At 51.8% G+C, this 15,274-nt stretch carries 9 protein-coding genes; 1 reads left to right on the top strand and 8 read right to left on the bottom strand.

Annotated elements, in window-relative coordinates; genetic code table 11:
* Nucleotides 1-51: 51 nt before the first annotated feature.
* The 6 genes from ABDW72_RS09915 to ABDW72_RS09890 form a co-directional block, all read right to left on the bottom strand.
* Nucleotides 52-2,913: a TIM-barrel domain-containing protein gene (locus ABDW72_RS09915; RefSeq protein ID WP_347158394.1), complete on the bottom strand. Its 2,862-nt coding sequence runs from the start codon at nucleotides 2,911-2,913 to the stop codon at nucleotides 52-54.
* 401 nt (nucleotides 2,914-3,314) lie between these two features.
* A complete protein-coding gene (locus ABDW72_RS09910) occupies nucleotides 3,315-7,475 on the bottom strand; it encodes a two-component regulator propeller domain-containing protein (RefSeq protein ID WP_347158393.1) in 4,161 nt (1,386 codons plus the stop codon).
* Nucleotides 7,476-7,759: 284 nt separating this feature from the next.
* The gene (gene leuB / locus ABDW72_RS09905) at nucleotides 7,760-8,878 is read right to left on the bottom strand and encodes a 3-isopropylmalate dehydrogenase (RefSeq protein ID WP_347158392.1); all 1,119 of its coding nucleotides are present in this window, start codon (nucleotides 8,876-8,878) and stop codon (nucleotides 7,760-7,762) included.
* On the bottom strand, nucleotides 8,866-9,462 hold the full coding sequence (leuD, locus tag ABDW72_RS09900; RefSeq protein WP_347158391.1) for a 3-isopropylmalate dehydratase small subunit: 597 nt from the start codon (nucleotides 9,460-9,462) through the stop codon (nucleotides 8,866-8,868). The genes leuB and leuD overlap by 13 nt, the downstream gene beginning before the upstream one ends.
* Nucleotides 9,462-10,856, bottom strand: a complete 1,395-nt coding sequence (gene leuC / locus ABDW72_RS09895) for a 3-isopropylmalate dehydratase large subunit (RefSeq protein ID WP_347158390.1) — start codon at nucleotides 10,854-10,856, stop codon at nucleotides 9,462-9,464. The genes leuD and leuC overlap by 1 nt, the downstream gene beginning before the upstream one ends.
* A 1-nt stretch (nucleotide 10,857) precedes the next feature.
* Nucleotides 10,858-12,024, bottom strand: coding sequence for a 2-isopropylmalate synthase (locus ABDW72_RS09890; protein ID WP_347158389.1), 1,167 nt, complete (start codon nucleotides 12,022-12,024; stop codon nucleotides 10,858-10,860).
* Nucleotides 12,025-12,189: 165 nt separating this feature from the next.
* Here ABDW72_RS09890 and ABDW72_RS09885 point away from each other — a divergent pair, with 165 nt between their 5' ends.
* The gene (locus tag ABDW72_RS09885; protein ID WP_347158388.1) at nucleotides 12,190-13,734 is read left to right on the top strand and encodes a hypothetical protein; all 1,545 of its coding nucleotides are present in this window, start codon (nucleotides 12,190-12,192) and stop codon (nucleotides 13,732-13,734) included.
* A 12-nt stretch (nucleotides 13,735-13,746) separates the two neighbouring features.
* On the opposite strand, the gene ABDW72_RS09880 is transcribed toward ABDW72_RS09885, so the two are convergent.
* Nucleotides 13,747-13,878, bottom strand: a complete 132-nt coding sequence (locus ABDW72_RS09880) for a hypothetical protein (RefSeq protein WP_347158387.1) — start codon at nucleotides 13,876-13,878, stop codon at nucleotides 13,747-13,749.
* 111 nt (nucleotides 13,879-13,989) lie between these two features.
* On the bottom strand, nucleotides 13,990-15,264 hold the full coding sequence (ilvA, locus tag ABDW72_RS09875) for a threonine ammonia-lyase IlvA (RefSeq protein WP_347158386.1): 1,275 nt from the start codon (nucleotides 15,262-15,264) through the stop codon (nucleotides 13,990-13,992).
* Nucleotides 15,265-15,274: the final 10 nt, after the last annotated feature.

Raw genomic sequence — 15,274 nt, 5'->3', positions numbered from 1 at the left:
TCATGTTTTAATCTAATTAAGTGTAAGAGACTCTCTTTTAGGCACTATGATCTACTTCAGCTTCACAGACATTGCTTTTCCGGTATAGGGAATTACCTGGTCCGGCTTCGCATCGAATTCTAAGTTGTGGGGTTTGGCTTGATTGATGTACACAATGTGGAAGGTCCTGTTCTGCAGCATGCCATCGAAGGTTCCCTGGCGCTTGCCAATGGTCAGCGTTTTAGACGCATCGGTATAAGTGATCGGGATGTTGGCGAACTTGCCTTTCTCATAGTTGTAGTTGGTATTCTCGTCTTCGTAGAGGGTAAACTGGCCATCTTTGCCGCCATATACATACAGCGTAATCACGTCGGCTGGCTTTTGGTCCGTATACTCGATCTCCGGCCCAAAGGGAAGGATAGCGCCTGCTTTCACAAAGATCGGTATGCGCTCGTAAGGAGCTGCGGCTGTAATGTGCTGGCCACCTTGCTGGTATGTGCCATTGTACAGGTTATACCAGCCGGTGCCTGCCGGCAAGTATAACGCACGCGAAGTCGCTTTAGCAGTATGCACCGGGTTGATGAGCAGGTTGGGGCCAAACATAAACTGATCGCCGATGTTGAGCACATTTTTATCCTGGGCAAAGTCCATGGGCAGCGCCCGCATAATGGTGTAATCGTTGTGGTATACCTGGCCGGTAAGCGAGTAGATATAGGGCATTAGGCGGTACCGCAGCTTGTTATAGTATACAATAGACTGGTAGGCTTTATGATCTTCGGGAGCGATGTTGAATACCTCGCGGTACGGGAACTGCCCGTGTGAGCGGTACAGCGGCGTAAAGGTGCCATACTGGTACCAGCGGGTCTCCAGCTCGCGCCACTGCTCCAGCGCTTCGCCCTCCGGCCGTGGCCGGTCATACTTGTTCTCCACAAAAAAGCCGCCTATATCGGTGGTCCAGTAAGGCAGCCCGGACATACAGAAGTTCAAGCCTGCCGGAATTTCGCGGCCCATCTCCTCAAACGTAGCGGCAATGTCGCCGCTCCAGGTGGCGGCCCCGTAGCGCTGCAGGCCGCCAAAGGCCGAGCGGGTAAGTATAAACACCCGCTGATTAGGGTTCATCTCCCGCTGCCCCTCGTAAATGCCTTTGTTGTGCACCAGCACATAAGCGTTGAAGTACTTGTCTGAAGAGCCGAGGTAAGTTGGATTCATCAGCGCTTTGCGGTGCTCTATGGTAGAGTTCGACAGAATATCCGGCTCAGAAGCATCCAGCCACCAGGCATCCACACCTTTTACATACAGCTGCTCACTCAGCTGCTTCCAGTACAGCGCTCTGGCTGCCGGGTTGAAGGCATCATAGAACGTAGAAATATAGCCTTTCCCGATCCAGTCTTTTATACCTTCGTTTATACTTGTTTTGTATAGAAACCCTTGCTTGTCCATGGCTTTGTAGTTCTCGGTTTGCGGGTAAAACTTGGGCCATGCCGAGATCATGAAATGCGTGTGGTACTTGTCATGCAGTTGTTTGATCATGCCAGCCGGGTCTGGAAAGCGCGTTTCATCAAACTCATGGCTGCCCCACTGGTCCTCTTTCCAATAAGACCAGTCCAGCACGATGTTATCCAGCGGAATATGGCGCTTCCGGAACTCAGCTACTGTGTTCAGAATTTCGTCCTGTGTTTTGTAGCGCTCCCGGCTCTGCCAGAAGCCCATCGCCCATTTCGGCATCACCTGTGCAGCTCCTGTTAAGGTGCGGTAGCCGCTGATTACTTCGTCCAGGTTGTTGCCCTTCACAAAATAGTAATCCAGCTTGTCGCCGGCCTCCGAGGCAAAGGCAAAGCGGTTCAGTTCTTCGGGGCTTTGTGGCGTTAAGTAGCGGAGCGCCAGGTAGGATTGTCCGCCATCCGGCAGCCACTCAATTTTAAAAGGCACCTTCTGCCCTTTTGGCAAGTCGTGCTTAAACACCGACAGGCCCGGGTTCCAGGCTTCGCGCCACTTGTCGAGTACCAGGTCGTTGTTCACCCATACTTTCACATAGCCGGAGCCGGGCATGGTAAAATGATGCTCGCCGCTCTGGTCGCTCTCGATGTAGCCCTCCCAGGTAATGGTGCCATCCTGCAGGTTATACCCTTCCGGAAAATCTTTCTGATCCTCCAGAAACTCGTAGCTGATCTCCTTCTCCTGCCGCACGATAGGCGCTTTGCCAGCTTTGGGGTCAAAGGCATAAGTAGCGGTTAGGCCGCCGGGCTGTCCGTCTTTGCTGTAAAGTTTGAGTGCAGATAGCTCCTGGTACGGCCGCACATCACCGAACTTGGTGATGGAGTTGTTGTCCCAAAGCACGCCATAGTTGTTGCTGGACACGAAAAACGGCACCACGGCTACCGAGTTATACTGTGTCATGTCCACTTGCCAGCCGCGGTAGTTCATCAGGCCTGCCTGGTGCTGCCCCAGGCCATAAAAAGCCTCGTCGGGCGTTACGTTAAACGACTTCTGCAGTTTATAAGCCTTTTCCTGCCCCAGTTGCACAGGCGCGAAGGTGGCATAGTTGCCCTTGTTCTCCTGCAGGATCTGCTTGCCGGCCTTATCATAAAAAGTGACCTCTCCGGTGTTGCTGGCTACCTTTACCTGCAGTTTATCGGTGCTTAGCACCAGCCCCTCTTTGGTTTCATTTATTTTCCAGGGTGTTTTGGCATTGGCAGCCTTCTCCAGCACCATCAGGCTTTTGGTATCGGCAAAACTGCTGGTGGGCGTGGCCGACACATGAATGATGTTATCGGCGATTACCTGCAGCTTCACAAAACGGGCGTCGCCAGGGTTCTCCTGCTGTAGTTCTATTAGCACGCCATCGTCCAGCTTTTTATAGCTTTTAATTCCCGGCCCCTTGAAAGACGAGAACGCCATAAATAGTACCAGGTATAGAATAGTGATTCTCTTCATATATGTTTTTAGTAATATTCCAATTCAAGCTCGCTCAGAGCAGACTGACATTCCGGTAAACAAGGTAGCGAAGGGCTTCCATAACGGGGGGTACCAAATGTTTCCGATGTGATAACACTGTGTTAACATTAGAGCTACAGAGCACCTAATGTTGCCGAAGCGGCAGAAAAACGTCTGTTTCGTGCTGCCTTCGTTGATTATTCGCACAGCTAAGTATACCAGCGCAATATGCCCGCAAGCAGCCTCAGCGGCATCAGCCTCCTGCACCTGAATAGCACTTTACAAAGTCAACCTCTTTAACAAAGCCATACTTCGCTGGATGAGAAGGGCACAGGCGAAGACAAAAAAAGCTGCGCGATGGCTCGCGCAGCTTTCAGGTATAAACTAGTTTCAGGAGTATACTATGTGTGCTTCTCGCTCTCCTGCTGCTTACTTTCAGCATAAAGCGAAGGCAGAATTTTATACTCGTCTTTAAAGTACTTGGTAAAGTATTTCCGGTTGTTGAAGCCTACCTTATAGGCCACTTCAGCTACAGTGAGCTGGCTTTTCTCCAGCAGCTGCGCAGCATGCTTCAACCGGATCTTGCGGATAAACTCCACCGGCGATTGCCCCGTTATGGCAACCATTTTCTTATACAGGTGCACCCGGCTCACCGCCAGCTCTTTGCTAAGAGCTTCCACTGAGAAATCAGGTTCCGAGAGGTTTTCCTCCACCACTTTGATGGCGTTCTGGATGAGCTTGTCGTCCAAGGACACGATCTGCTCTTCGGTAGTTTGCACACTGATCTTCCGCTCGAATACTTTCTGCAGCTGCTCGTTTTGTTTAATCAGGTTTTTGATGCGCGAGAAAAGGATCAGGAAGTTGAATGGCTTGGTCACGTAGTCGTTGGCGCCAATGTTCAGCCCTTTAAGCTTTTGTTCCTCAGATGCATGCGCCGTGACCAGGATAAACGGAATATGCGAAGTGCGCGGGTCCTGCTTTATCTTCTGGCAGAACTCAATGCCATTCAGTTGCGGCATCATCAGGTCGCTTACGATCAGGTCAGGCATGTGCGAGAGGGCCTTCTGCCAGCCTTCTTTGCCGTCTTTGGCCTCGATGATAGTAAAGTGCTCCTGCAGGTTATCTTTCAGGTAAAACCGGAAATCTTCATTGTCCTCCACCAGCAGCACCACCGGCACACTGTTGGCGCCCGCAACCGGCACCGGCTCCACCACTACCTGCTGCTCCTCACTGTTTGCCATTTCAGCTACCGGTAAGACACAGTAGTTCAACTCTTTCACCGGCAGCGACACTTTAAAGCAGCTTCCTTTTCCCGGCTCACTATCTACGGTGATGATGCCGCCGTGTACTTTCACAAACTCCTTTGTGATCGAAAGGCCAATGCCGCTGCCCTGGTTTAGGATATTATCCGGCACATCGTCGCGGAAAAAGCGTTCAAATACTTTTGCCTGCTTCTCTTTAGGTATGCCAATGCCGGTGTCTTTTACTTTGATTTCCAGTATCTTGATCCCTTCGGAGGAGGAGTCGTTATCAAAAAAGCCCAGCTCCACCTCAATCCGGCCAAACTCTGGTGTAAACTTAAAGGCGTTGGAGAGCAGGTTGAAGAGGATCTTCTCCATCTTGTCCATATCAAAAGAAACCTGCAGTTCCTCTAAAGCCGAATGGAAAGTCAAAGCGATGTTTTTCTTTTCTGACAAGTCGGAGAATGAGTAAACCGCCTCCTGCACAAACTTGACCACATTGCCTTCCGCCGGATGAAAGCTGATTTCATCCACTTCAATTTTGCGGAAGTCCAGCAGCTGGTTTACCAGGTTCAGCAGCCGTTTGGCATTGCGGTTGATCATCTGAAATTGCTGTTGCTGCTGCTGATCGGTTGTGCTGTTGAGCAGCTTGTCGATGGGCGCAAGTATAAGTGAGAGCGGCGTCCGGAATTCGTGGCTCACATTGGTCAGAAACTTGATCTTCATCATGTCCAGCTCGTGCAGTTGCTGGGCTTCGCGGCGCTGCTGCTCTACCAGAAACTTAGACCTGGCCCGCTGTAGCTCCAGCTTCCGGGCTACTACCAGGATGATAATGCCAAGAACAAAATATAGCAGGAAAGCTTCTTTTGTACGCCAGAACGGGGCCAGCACCGCAAGCTCAACACTCGTTCCTTTGTCGTTCCAGATGCCATCGTTGTTCGATGCCAGCACCTTCAGCTCATACTTGCCCGGGTCGAGGTTGGTGTAAGTCACGCGCCTGTTCAGGTTATCCACCGTATGCCACTCCTTGTCAAATCCTTCCAGTTTATACTTGTACCGGCTCTTTTCGGGGTGGAAATAATTAAGAGCGGCAAATTCCACCGAAAACACATTCTCATCGTGCTTCAGCGTGATCAGCTTTGTTTCGGAGACAGACTTCGGAAGTATAATGCGGCCCCCTATCGCCTTGTTCACCTCCACACTCCTGTTAAAGAGCTGGAAATCGGTGAACAGAATGCGTGGCGCCGTGGTATTTACTTTTATATTATGTGGATAGAACAGGTTATACCCGTTCGGACCGCCGAAGATGAGCTCGCCTTTGCTCGTTCTGAGGGCTGCATTCTCATTGAACACCTTCCCCTGCAAGCCATCCAGTTCATCGAAGTTGCGAAAGGTGATGCGCACCTTCCCGGCACTGCCAGCAGCGCGGCTGATCTCGGCGTTGCTGATACCGTTGGGCGTGCTGAGCCACAGGTTGCTTTTATCGTCCTCAAGTATAGAAATGATGGAACTGCTGGGCAGGCCATCTTCTGTTGTAAAATGGGTAAATGTGTTCTGCTTCTCCTGGTACAGGTCCAGCCCTTCGCTGGTGCCGATCCAGATGTTGTTATACTTGTCCTGGTGAATGGACTGGATGTTATTGCTGATCAGACTACCCGGATTGGCAGGTTCATGGGTGAAGTACGTGCTCTTGCCGGTCTCCTTGTTAAACACATCAACGCCAAAGCCGCCGCCCACCCACAGGTTGCCCCGGTTGTCTTCGGTAATGGTAGAAATGTAATCGCAATGGATGGGGTACTCGCCTCCTGCAGCTCTGGAGTGATGAAACATGTTCCGCTCACGGTCAAACAGCTCCAAGCCGCCGTGCAGCGTACCGATCCAAACATTGCCGCCGTAGTCTTCAAAAAGCTCCCAGATGCTATTGTCTGAGAGGCTTTGCGGATCATTAGGCTTATTTTTATAGTGCACAAACGTTTTGCCGTCAAACCTGTCGAGCCCGCCCAGGTAGGTGCCGATCCAGAGTTCCTTGTTCCGGTCGATCAGCAGGCTCACAATGATATCGCTCGTGACGCTGTTGCTGTCGCTTCCGTCGTGGGAATAGCGGGTGTAGGTGCCGGCGCTCCGGTTATAGTAGAGCAGGCCGCCACCGTTGGTGCCAATCCAGAGGTTGCCTTTGTCGTCTTCCACAAAGGTGTTCACGTCATCGTAAGGCAGGCTTCTGCTGTCGGAGGCCTGGTGTTTGTAATGCGGGAACCGGATGATGTTCGGGTGGTAGAAGTTAACCCCTTTTTTAAACGTACCTACCCAGATAATGCCTTCAGCATCTTTGTACAAGGTATTGATACTGTTATGCGCCAGGCTGTTGCGCACTTCTTCATCGTGCCGGATGTACTGCACCGAAAAATCCCGCTTATTTACCAGGTTGATGCCGCCGTGGTCAGTAGCGATCCAGATAAGGCCTTTCTCCCCTTCCACAATACTCCGGACCATGTTGTTGTTGAGGGGCACCCGCTCTGATTTTTTATCGAAGTGCGCCAGCGACCTGGTCTTATGATCATAAAAGAACACGCCGCCTTCGTTCAGGGACTGGTAAAGCCACAAGTCGTTATCGCTGTCCACGATAAAATCATAATGCAGCAGTTCCTGGTTATATTGTTTATAGATGTCGTCGTTGCGCTCCACCACCTGCAACGTTTTCCGGTCCAGCTTTTCCAGGATGCCGTTGCTGTGAATCACCCAGATGTCTCCGGCCGCATTGGCATGTATGGCAGAAATATAGTTGGTGCTAAGAGAGCTTTTGCGCGAAAAAGAATGCTTCAGGTTTACAGCAACATGCGTCTTCGGGTTGTAGCGCGTAATGCCCTTTCCGGTGGTTATAAACCAGTAGTTGCCTTCGGTATCGGTGGTGATATCCTCTACAGTGCCTGCTGGCAGCTTGTACTGCTTTGCCAGCTGGCCCTGCCCCCGCTGAAACTTCTCCGTTACCGGATCAAAGGCGCTGTAGCCTGTCACGGATTGTGCCCACAGGCGGCCATCCGGGCTCTCAAACAGCTTTAACACATCGTTACCAGCCAGCGAGGAAGAGTCGCTGGAGTGATAGCGGAAAGTTTTTACTTTAAAGCCATCATACCGGTTCAGGCCGGCCACTGTCCCGATCCACAGGTAACCCCGGCTATCCTTCAGAAAACACTTTACCTGGTTATTCGACAGGCCGTTGTTAATATCCAGCAGAGAAAACCGGTACTGAGCAGGCAGCGCAAAGGCTTGGGATATACTCCCCAGCACGTATAGGACAACAATTAAAAGCTTTTTATAGGACATAAATGCGGTAAGCGCAGACTGATTGTAATTCCAAAGTAGTAAAAAGATTACACAAAGTATAAGTTCCAATTTTTTATGCTCTAAGTACAGATAAGTACAAAGTGTGCGTTACCTGCGTGCAGAACCCGTTCTTGAGGCAAGTTAATGGTCTGATTCCTGAAACGCCAGGCCCAGTAATGAGAGAAGCCCAGGCGAGTGCCCGGGCTTCAAAAGTGAGTGGGAGAACTCACCATTAAACAAACAATATATTTTAACAACCACCTGAACCAGCGGCTTGCTATACTTTAAATAATCGTACTCAGGCCGATCTCAATATTGTTTTTATGCGGAAGCGACTCGCTGCCTTCCACTACATAATAGGCAATGTAACTGCCTACCTGCTCGGTACTGTAGGGCGAGGCGGCATTCAGCTCCGGCGTCAGGATGCGTTTGTGCAGCGCACTCTGCACGGCTTCTTTTACAAGGTCTGCTTCATCCTGCAGGCCGAAATGTTCCAGCATCATGGCAGCCGATAAGATCGTGGCTATTGGGTTGGCGATGCCTTTGCCTTTTGCCTGCGGAAAAGAACCGTGAATAGGTTCGAAAAGCGCAACCCGATCACCTACCGAAGCGGAGGGCAACAGGCCCAACGACCCGGCAATCACCGAAGCCTCATCCGACAGAATATCACCAAACATGTTCTCCGTTAGGACCACATCAAACTGCCGGGGATTCAGGATGAGCTGCATCGCAGCGTTATCTACAAAGAGGTAATCTACCGCTACTTCCGGGTAATCCAGCGCGATCTCCTGCACCACCTCACGCCACAGACGGGAAGTTTCCAGCACGTTAGCCTTGTCTACGAGTGTCAGTTTCCGACGCCTGTTGAGTGCTGCTTCGAAGGCAAGGTGCGCCACACGCGCAATCTCTTCGCGGCTATAGGTACAGTTATCAAACGCTCCGTCGGCAGTGCGGCCTTTCTCGCCGAAGTAGATGCCGCCGGTCAATTCCCGGAAGATGAGCATATCGGCCCCCGCAATGCGGTCGTTTTTCAGCGGCGAGTGGTCGAGCAGCACATCATAAGCCGTTACCGGGCGGATGTTCGCGTATAGGCCCAGCGATTTGCGCAGCCGCAGCAAGCCTTGCTCCGGTCGTACCCTAGCGGCCGGGTTGTTGTCATACTTCGGATCGCCGATAGCTCCCAATAGTATGGCATCGGCCTCCAGGCAGGCATCCAGCGTCTCCTCCGGCAGCGGGGTGCCAGTGGCATCAATGGCGCAGGCGCCCATCAGTTGGGTATCAAAATCAAACTGGTGTCCGAATCGTTCGGATACCGCTGTTAATACTTTTATTGCTTCGTTGCATACTTCCGGACCTATTCCGTCGCCGGGAAGCACTGCAATTCTTTTTCTTAATACGCCCATGGTCTGTTGTTTTCGTACGCCTCAATCGCGTCTTTCTGATTCACTAAAAAATCAATGTCATCGTACCCGTTGATCAGGCACTCTTTCTTATACGGGTCAATCTCGAAGGGAATGTTCTTCTCCCATACAGGCACTACCAGTTGCTGGCTCGGCAGGTCCACTATAAATTCTGTTTGCGGCTCCCGTTCTATCTGCTCAAAAAGCTGCTGCAGCACTTCATCGCTTACCTGCAAGGGCAGCAGTCCGTTGTTAAGGGCATTGCCCCGGAAGATATCGGCAAAGTAGCTTGAAATCACCACTTTGAAGTTGGCATCATAGATGGCCCAGGCCGCATGCTCGCGACTGGAGCCACAGCCAAAGTTCTTGCCAGCTATCAGGATCTGGCCCTGGTATTTCCCGTTGTTCAGCACAAAGTCCTGCTTCGGATGGCCGCTGCTGTCGTAGCGCCAGTCGCAAAACAGGTTTTCGCCAAAGCCCGCCCTGGAAGTCGCCTTCAGGAAACGGGCCGGTATGATCTGGTCGGTATCTATATTCTCTATCGGGAGCGGCACGGCGGCCGACCGTAAAACTTCAAACTTCTCCATCAGTTTAGGTATGGGGTGATGTCCACAATCTTTCCTTCTACTGCCGTTATCGCTGCTACCAGTGGACTGGCCAGCAAAGTGCGGGAGCCAGGTCCCTGGCGGCCTTCGAAGTTGCGGTTAGAGGTAGAAACACAGTAAGCACCGGCTGGAATCTTATCTTCGTTCATAGCCAGACAGGCGCTACAGCCCGGCTCCCGCAGTTCAAAACCGGCCTCGGCCAGTACTTTATCCAGCCCTTCGGCTCTGGCCTGCAGTTCCACGTGCTTGGAGCCCGGCACTATAATAGCCTCCACGTTGCTGGCCTTGTGCTTGCCTTTCACAAAGTCCGCTACGGTGCGCAAATCCTCGATGCGGGAGTTGGTGCAGCTGCCGATAAATACATAGTTGATCTCTTTGCCCACCAGCGACTCGCCGGGTGCAAAGCCCATGTATTCGAGCGATTTGTTAAAGCTCACCGTTTCACTGGCTGGCACTGCTGCCGGAATAGCGTCGCTAATGGCAATGCCCATCCCCGGGTTCGTGCCATACGTAATCATAGGAGCAATGTCGCTGGCATCGAAGGTAAATTCGGCCTCGAACGTAGCTCCTTCTTCGGAGTAAAGGGTTTTCCAATAGGTAACTGCCTGCTCCCAGCGCTCTCCCTGCGGCGCAAAGGGGCGGCCTTGCAGGTAAGCAAAAGTGGTTTCGTCCGGGGCGATCATGCCGCCGCGGGCACCCATCTCAATGCTCATGTTGCACACCGTCATGCGGCCTTCCATACTTAAGCCGCGTACAGCACTGCCCGCATACTCTACAAAGTAGCCGGTGGCGCCACCTGTACCCAGTTTAGAGATGACATACAGAATCAGGTCTTTGGCGGTTACGCCCTTTTTCAGTTCACCGTCTACCACAATGCGCATGCGCTTGGGGCGGCTTAGCAATAGGCATTGCGAGGCCATTACCTGCGCCACCTGGCTGGTACCAATGCCAAAGGCAATTGCCCCAAAGGCGCCGTGGGTGGAGGTATGGCTGTCGCCACACACGATTGTCATGCCGGGCTGCGTAATGCCGAGTTCCGGGCCGATGACGTGCACAATGCCTTGGTGCTGGTGCCCCAGGCCATAGAGTTCCACGCCATACTTAGCGCAGTTCTCCGTCAGCTTCTCTACCTGGAAGCGCGAGAGCGGCTCCTCTATGGGCAGGTGCTGGTTGCGGGTCGGCACGTTATGGTCGGCGGTAGCCACAATCTGCTCTTTGCGGTACAAAGGCAGGTGGCGGGCCTCCAGTTCATCAAAAGCTTGTGGGCTGGTTACTTCATGTATCAGGTGTTTGTCAATGTAAAACACATCCAATCCGCCCGCCATGGATTTCACCACGTGGGCATCCCATATTTTATCAAATAACGACTTCGCCATTTTAGTTTGCTGTAATCAGGTTCTCCTGTTCCACTAACTCATGCAAATCCTGGTCCACAACCTCTTTCTTGCTGTCGGCTACAATCAAAAAAGAAGCGTAGGCTTTGTCGAGGGTGAACTTATCAAAGGCATAGCCGATCTTCTGAAGCCGGAAAGCCAGGGCCGCACGGCCGGAACGGGCTGTCAGCACAATAGACGAATCCTGCACCCCGACGTCTTTCGGGTCAATGATCTCATAGGTCTCGCGGCACTTGATCACGCCATCCTGGTGAATGCCACTGGAGTGTGAGAAAGCATTTGCTCCGACTATGGCTTTGTTGGGCTGCACCGGCATACGCATCATGTGCGACACCATGGCCGAAGCTTCGGCCAGCAGCTTGGTATTTATACTCGTCTCTAAGTTCAGGTAAGGGTGCTGGCGCAGGATCATCACCACTTCTTCCAGCGCGGTGTTGCCAGCGCGTTCGCCTACGCCGTTGATCGTGCATTCAATCTGCCGGGCACCGTTTATCACACCGGCAATAGAATTAGCCGTAGCCAGGCCCAGGTCGTTGTGGCAATGGGTGGAGAGGCAGGCTTTCTCAATGCCTTTCACGTTTTCGTAAAGGTATTTGATCTTGTCGCCATACTCGTTGGGCAAGCAATAGCCGGTGGTATCCGGAATGTTCAGCACGGTAGCACCCGCCTGAATGGCCGCTTCACAAACGCGGGCCAGGAACTCATTCTCGGTGCGGCCGGCGTCTTCAGCGTAAAACTCCACGTCTTCCACAAAGCTTTTCGCCAGGCGTACCGCAGCCACCGCGCGCTCCATTACTTCTTCCTGCGTAGAGCGTAGTTTATACTTGATGTGCAGCTCGGAGGTACCAATTCCGGTGTGGATGCGCGGAAAACGGGCAGCTTTCAGCGCGTCGGCGGCTACGCGGATATCGTTCTCCACGGCACGCGTAAGGCCGCACACGGTTGCTTCCTTTGTTTGCGCCGCTATAGCTTTCACCGCCTCAAAATCGCCCGGACTGGAAACCGGAAAGCCTGCTTCAATCACATTTACCCCCAGCAGCTCCAGTTGTCTGGCAATAATGAGTTTCTCGTTCATGTTTAACTTACATCCCGGTACTTGCTCGCCATCCCGCAGCGTTGTATCAAAAATTTGTATTTTCTGAGCTGACATCGTTTATTTAGTCTTTAATACAAAAACAGTATTTTAATCTAAGTACAATTACCGTCTTTTGCGGCAGCTCCAAAAACCTTATTTATACTTGTCTACTATTTCTAAAAGCAGAAACTTAAAGTATAAATTATTTATTATCAGTTATATAGCAACCAAAAAGATACAATGCCTAACGAAAACACCGATCCGGTATTTCAACTGGTTAAGTCCCTGACCCGCTCTGAAAAGCGGCACTTCCGGCTGTTTACAAACCGGCAGGGTTCCAACGAGGGGCTCAAATTCCTGCAGCTGTTCGATGCGCTAGACCAGCAGGAGGTATATGATGATGAGAAAGTGCTGCGGCAGGCACCGGCCATTAAAAAAGTGCAGCTGGCCAACCTGAAAGCCAACCTCTACAAGCAGCTGCTGTCCAGCCTGCGGCTATACCAGGCCAACCAGAACCTCGACATCCAACTACACGAGCAGCTGGACTATGCCCGGGTGCTCTATAACAAAGGCTTTTACCAGCAAAGCCTCAAGATGCTGGAGAAGGTGAAGGCCCAGGCCCTGCAGGCCGAGTTGCCGCACGTTGCCCTCGCTGCTCTGGATTTCGAAAAGCTGATCGAGTCGCAGCACATCACCCGCAGCCTGAGCGACAGAGCGGAAACATTATCGGCCGAAGCAATGGATACGGCCCTGCATGTCACGCACACGCACGATCTCTCGAATGTGGCGCTCCGCCTGTATGGCCTTTACATCAAAGTGGGCCATGCCCGCAATGCAGAAGATCATGAGCGCATTACCGCTTTTTTTAAAGAAAACCTGCCTGCCTTAGATTTGAAGAAGGCCGGCTTTTTTGAGAAACTATACTACTACCAGGCGCACGTCTGGTACTATCATATTACCCAGGATTTCAGGGCCTCCTACCGCTATGCCACCAAGTGGGTAGATTTGTTTGAGGAGAACCCGGGCATGAAAGACAAGCAGACAATGCTGTATATCAAGGGCCTCCACAACATGCTGACTGCTTCGTTTAATTTGCTATACTACAGCAAATTTAAGCAGATACTAGCACGGCTGGAAGCTTTTGCAACGGACGAAACCCGCCGCATCAGCACCAACAATGAGATGTTGCTGTTCCTCTATATCAATACCAACAAGATCAACCTGTATTTTATGGAGGGTCGGTTTACGGATGGCCTCGAAATTGTGCCCGACATCCTGGAGAAGCTCGACTACTTCCAGGTGCAGCTCGATTCGCACCGGCGGCTGGTATTTTACTTTAAGATTGCCAGCTTATACTTTGGCAGCGGCGACAACTATAAAGCCATTGATTACCTCAACAAGATCATTCGCTACAAAGACACCAGCCTGCGCGAAGACATCCAGTGCTTTGCCCGTATCCTCAACCTGATTGCGCACTACGAGGCCGGTGAGGACGAGGCGCTGGAATACCAGATCAAGTCGGTGTACCACTTCCTGGGCAAAATGAACAACCAGCAGCAGATGCAGATCGAGATCTTCAAATTTCTGCGTAGCCTGGGTGATATTACACCGCTTCAACTGAAGGAGGCATTTGTCGCGCTGAAAGAAAAGCTGGTGCGTATTGCCGCCAACCCGCTGGAGCGACGGCCCTTTTTATACTTAGACATTATTTCGTGGCTCGAGAGCAAGATCGAGAACCTGCCCGTGCAGGAAGTGATGCGCCGCAAGTTTATGGAGCTGAAGTAAATGCTATATTATTTACATCACCTGACTGGCGCGGGTATTCACCTGTGACGAAGTATAAAAGCGAGTCTGTGACTCGCGGGAGCCAAAGACAAAGGTATAAACAGGCTGATGAAGTATAAAGTATAGCGACAGTCTTCGCTGCATTGCTCTTGATCCCCTTGCAGGCGCGTTGAATTGGGAGACTCAACCTTCATAAAAAGGCACGGGTAAAATACCCGCGCCAGCAAAGGATTGCAAAGGAAACAAGTATAGCCGCTACACCAGCAGACTCAGGAAATCCTGTTTGCCGTTGAGGTACTCGTAGGTAAAGCCCTCTTCGGCCATGCGTTGCTTGATCTGCTCCACATCGTGCGGCTGCTTCACTTCAATGCCGATAAAGACTGGCCCTTTCTCCTTGTTGTTTTTCTTGATGTACTGGAAATGGATGATATCCTGGTCCGTGTCGAGCACCTTGTTGACAAACGTGCGCAGGGCGCCGGGCTGCTGACTGAACGTCACCATAAAGTAATGTTTGAGGCCCTGGTGTTGCAGCGCCCGCTCCTTGATGTCCTCCATGCGGGTGATGTCGTTGTTACTGCCGCTCACCACACATACTACGTTTTTGCCTTTTATCGCTTCCGCATAGGTCTTCAGTGCGGAGATAGACAAGGTACCGGCAGGCTCCAGCACCACGCCTTCCTCGTTATACATTTTCAGGATATCCACACAAATCTGCCCTTCGGGGATCAGCACAATGTCATCGAGCAGCTCACGGCAAATCTCAAACGTCAGCTTGCCGGGACATTTTACAGCCGCGCCATCCACAAAACTGTCGATCTGGTCCAGCATCAGGCGTTTGCCTTCTTTCACAGACTGATACATAGAAGGAGCGCCCGCCGGCTGCACCCCGATGAGCTTTGTATCCGGACTGAGCTGTTTGAAAACGCTTGAAACTCCTGCAGCCAGGCCGCCACCGCCGATGGGCATAAACAGGTAATCGATGGAAAAAGCGGCACTTTTGAGAATTTCCAGGCCTACTGTGGCCTGCCCCTCCACAATCGCCAGATCATCAAAAGGCGGGATAAAGGTGCTGCCGCGCTCATCCGAAAAAGCTTTGGCCGCCTGAAAAGTATCGTCGTAGGTGCTGCCGGTCAGCACCACCTCCACCTTATCTTTGCCAAACAGGCGTACTTTGTTTACCTTTTGAGCAGGTGTTTTGGCAGGCATAAAGATGTAGCCCTTGATACCGAGCAGCTGGCAGGCATAGGCCACGCCCTGTGCATGGTTTCCGGCGCTGGAGCAAACAATCTCCAGGTTGGGCTGCTCCTCGCGGGGCAGGCTGCACATCTTGTTGTAAGCTCCTCTGATCTTGTAGGAACGGACAATCTGCAGGTCTTCGCGCTTGAGGTAAATGTTAGCGCCATACTGCTCCGACAGGGAGAGGTTCAGCAACAGCGGGGTTTTGGAGATAACGCCCTTCAGATTCCTTGCCGCCTTCTCGACGTTCACCAGCTCCACTACCGTATCAAACGAAACTACATCTTTATGCATTTGCTTATAC

This window comes from Pontibacter chitinilyticus, from assembly GCF_039748935.1.
GTDB lineage: Bacteria > Bacteroidota > Bacteroidia > Cytophagales > Hymenobacteraceae > Pontibacter > Pontibacter chitinilyticus.
This window is presented reverse-complemented; position numbering and strand designations above follow the sequence as displayed.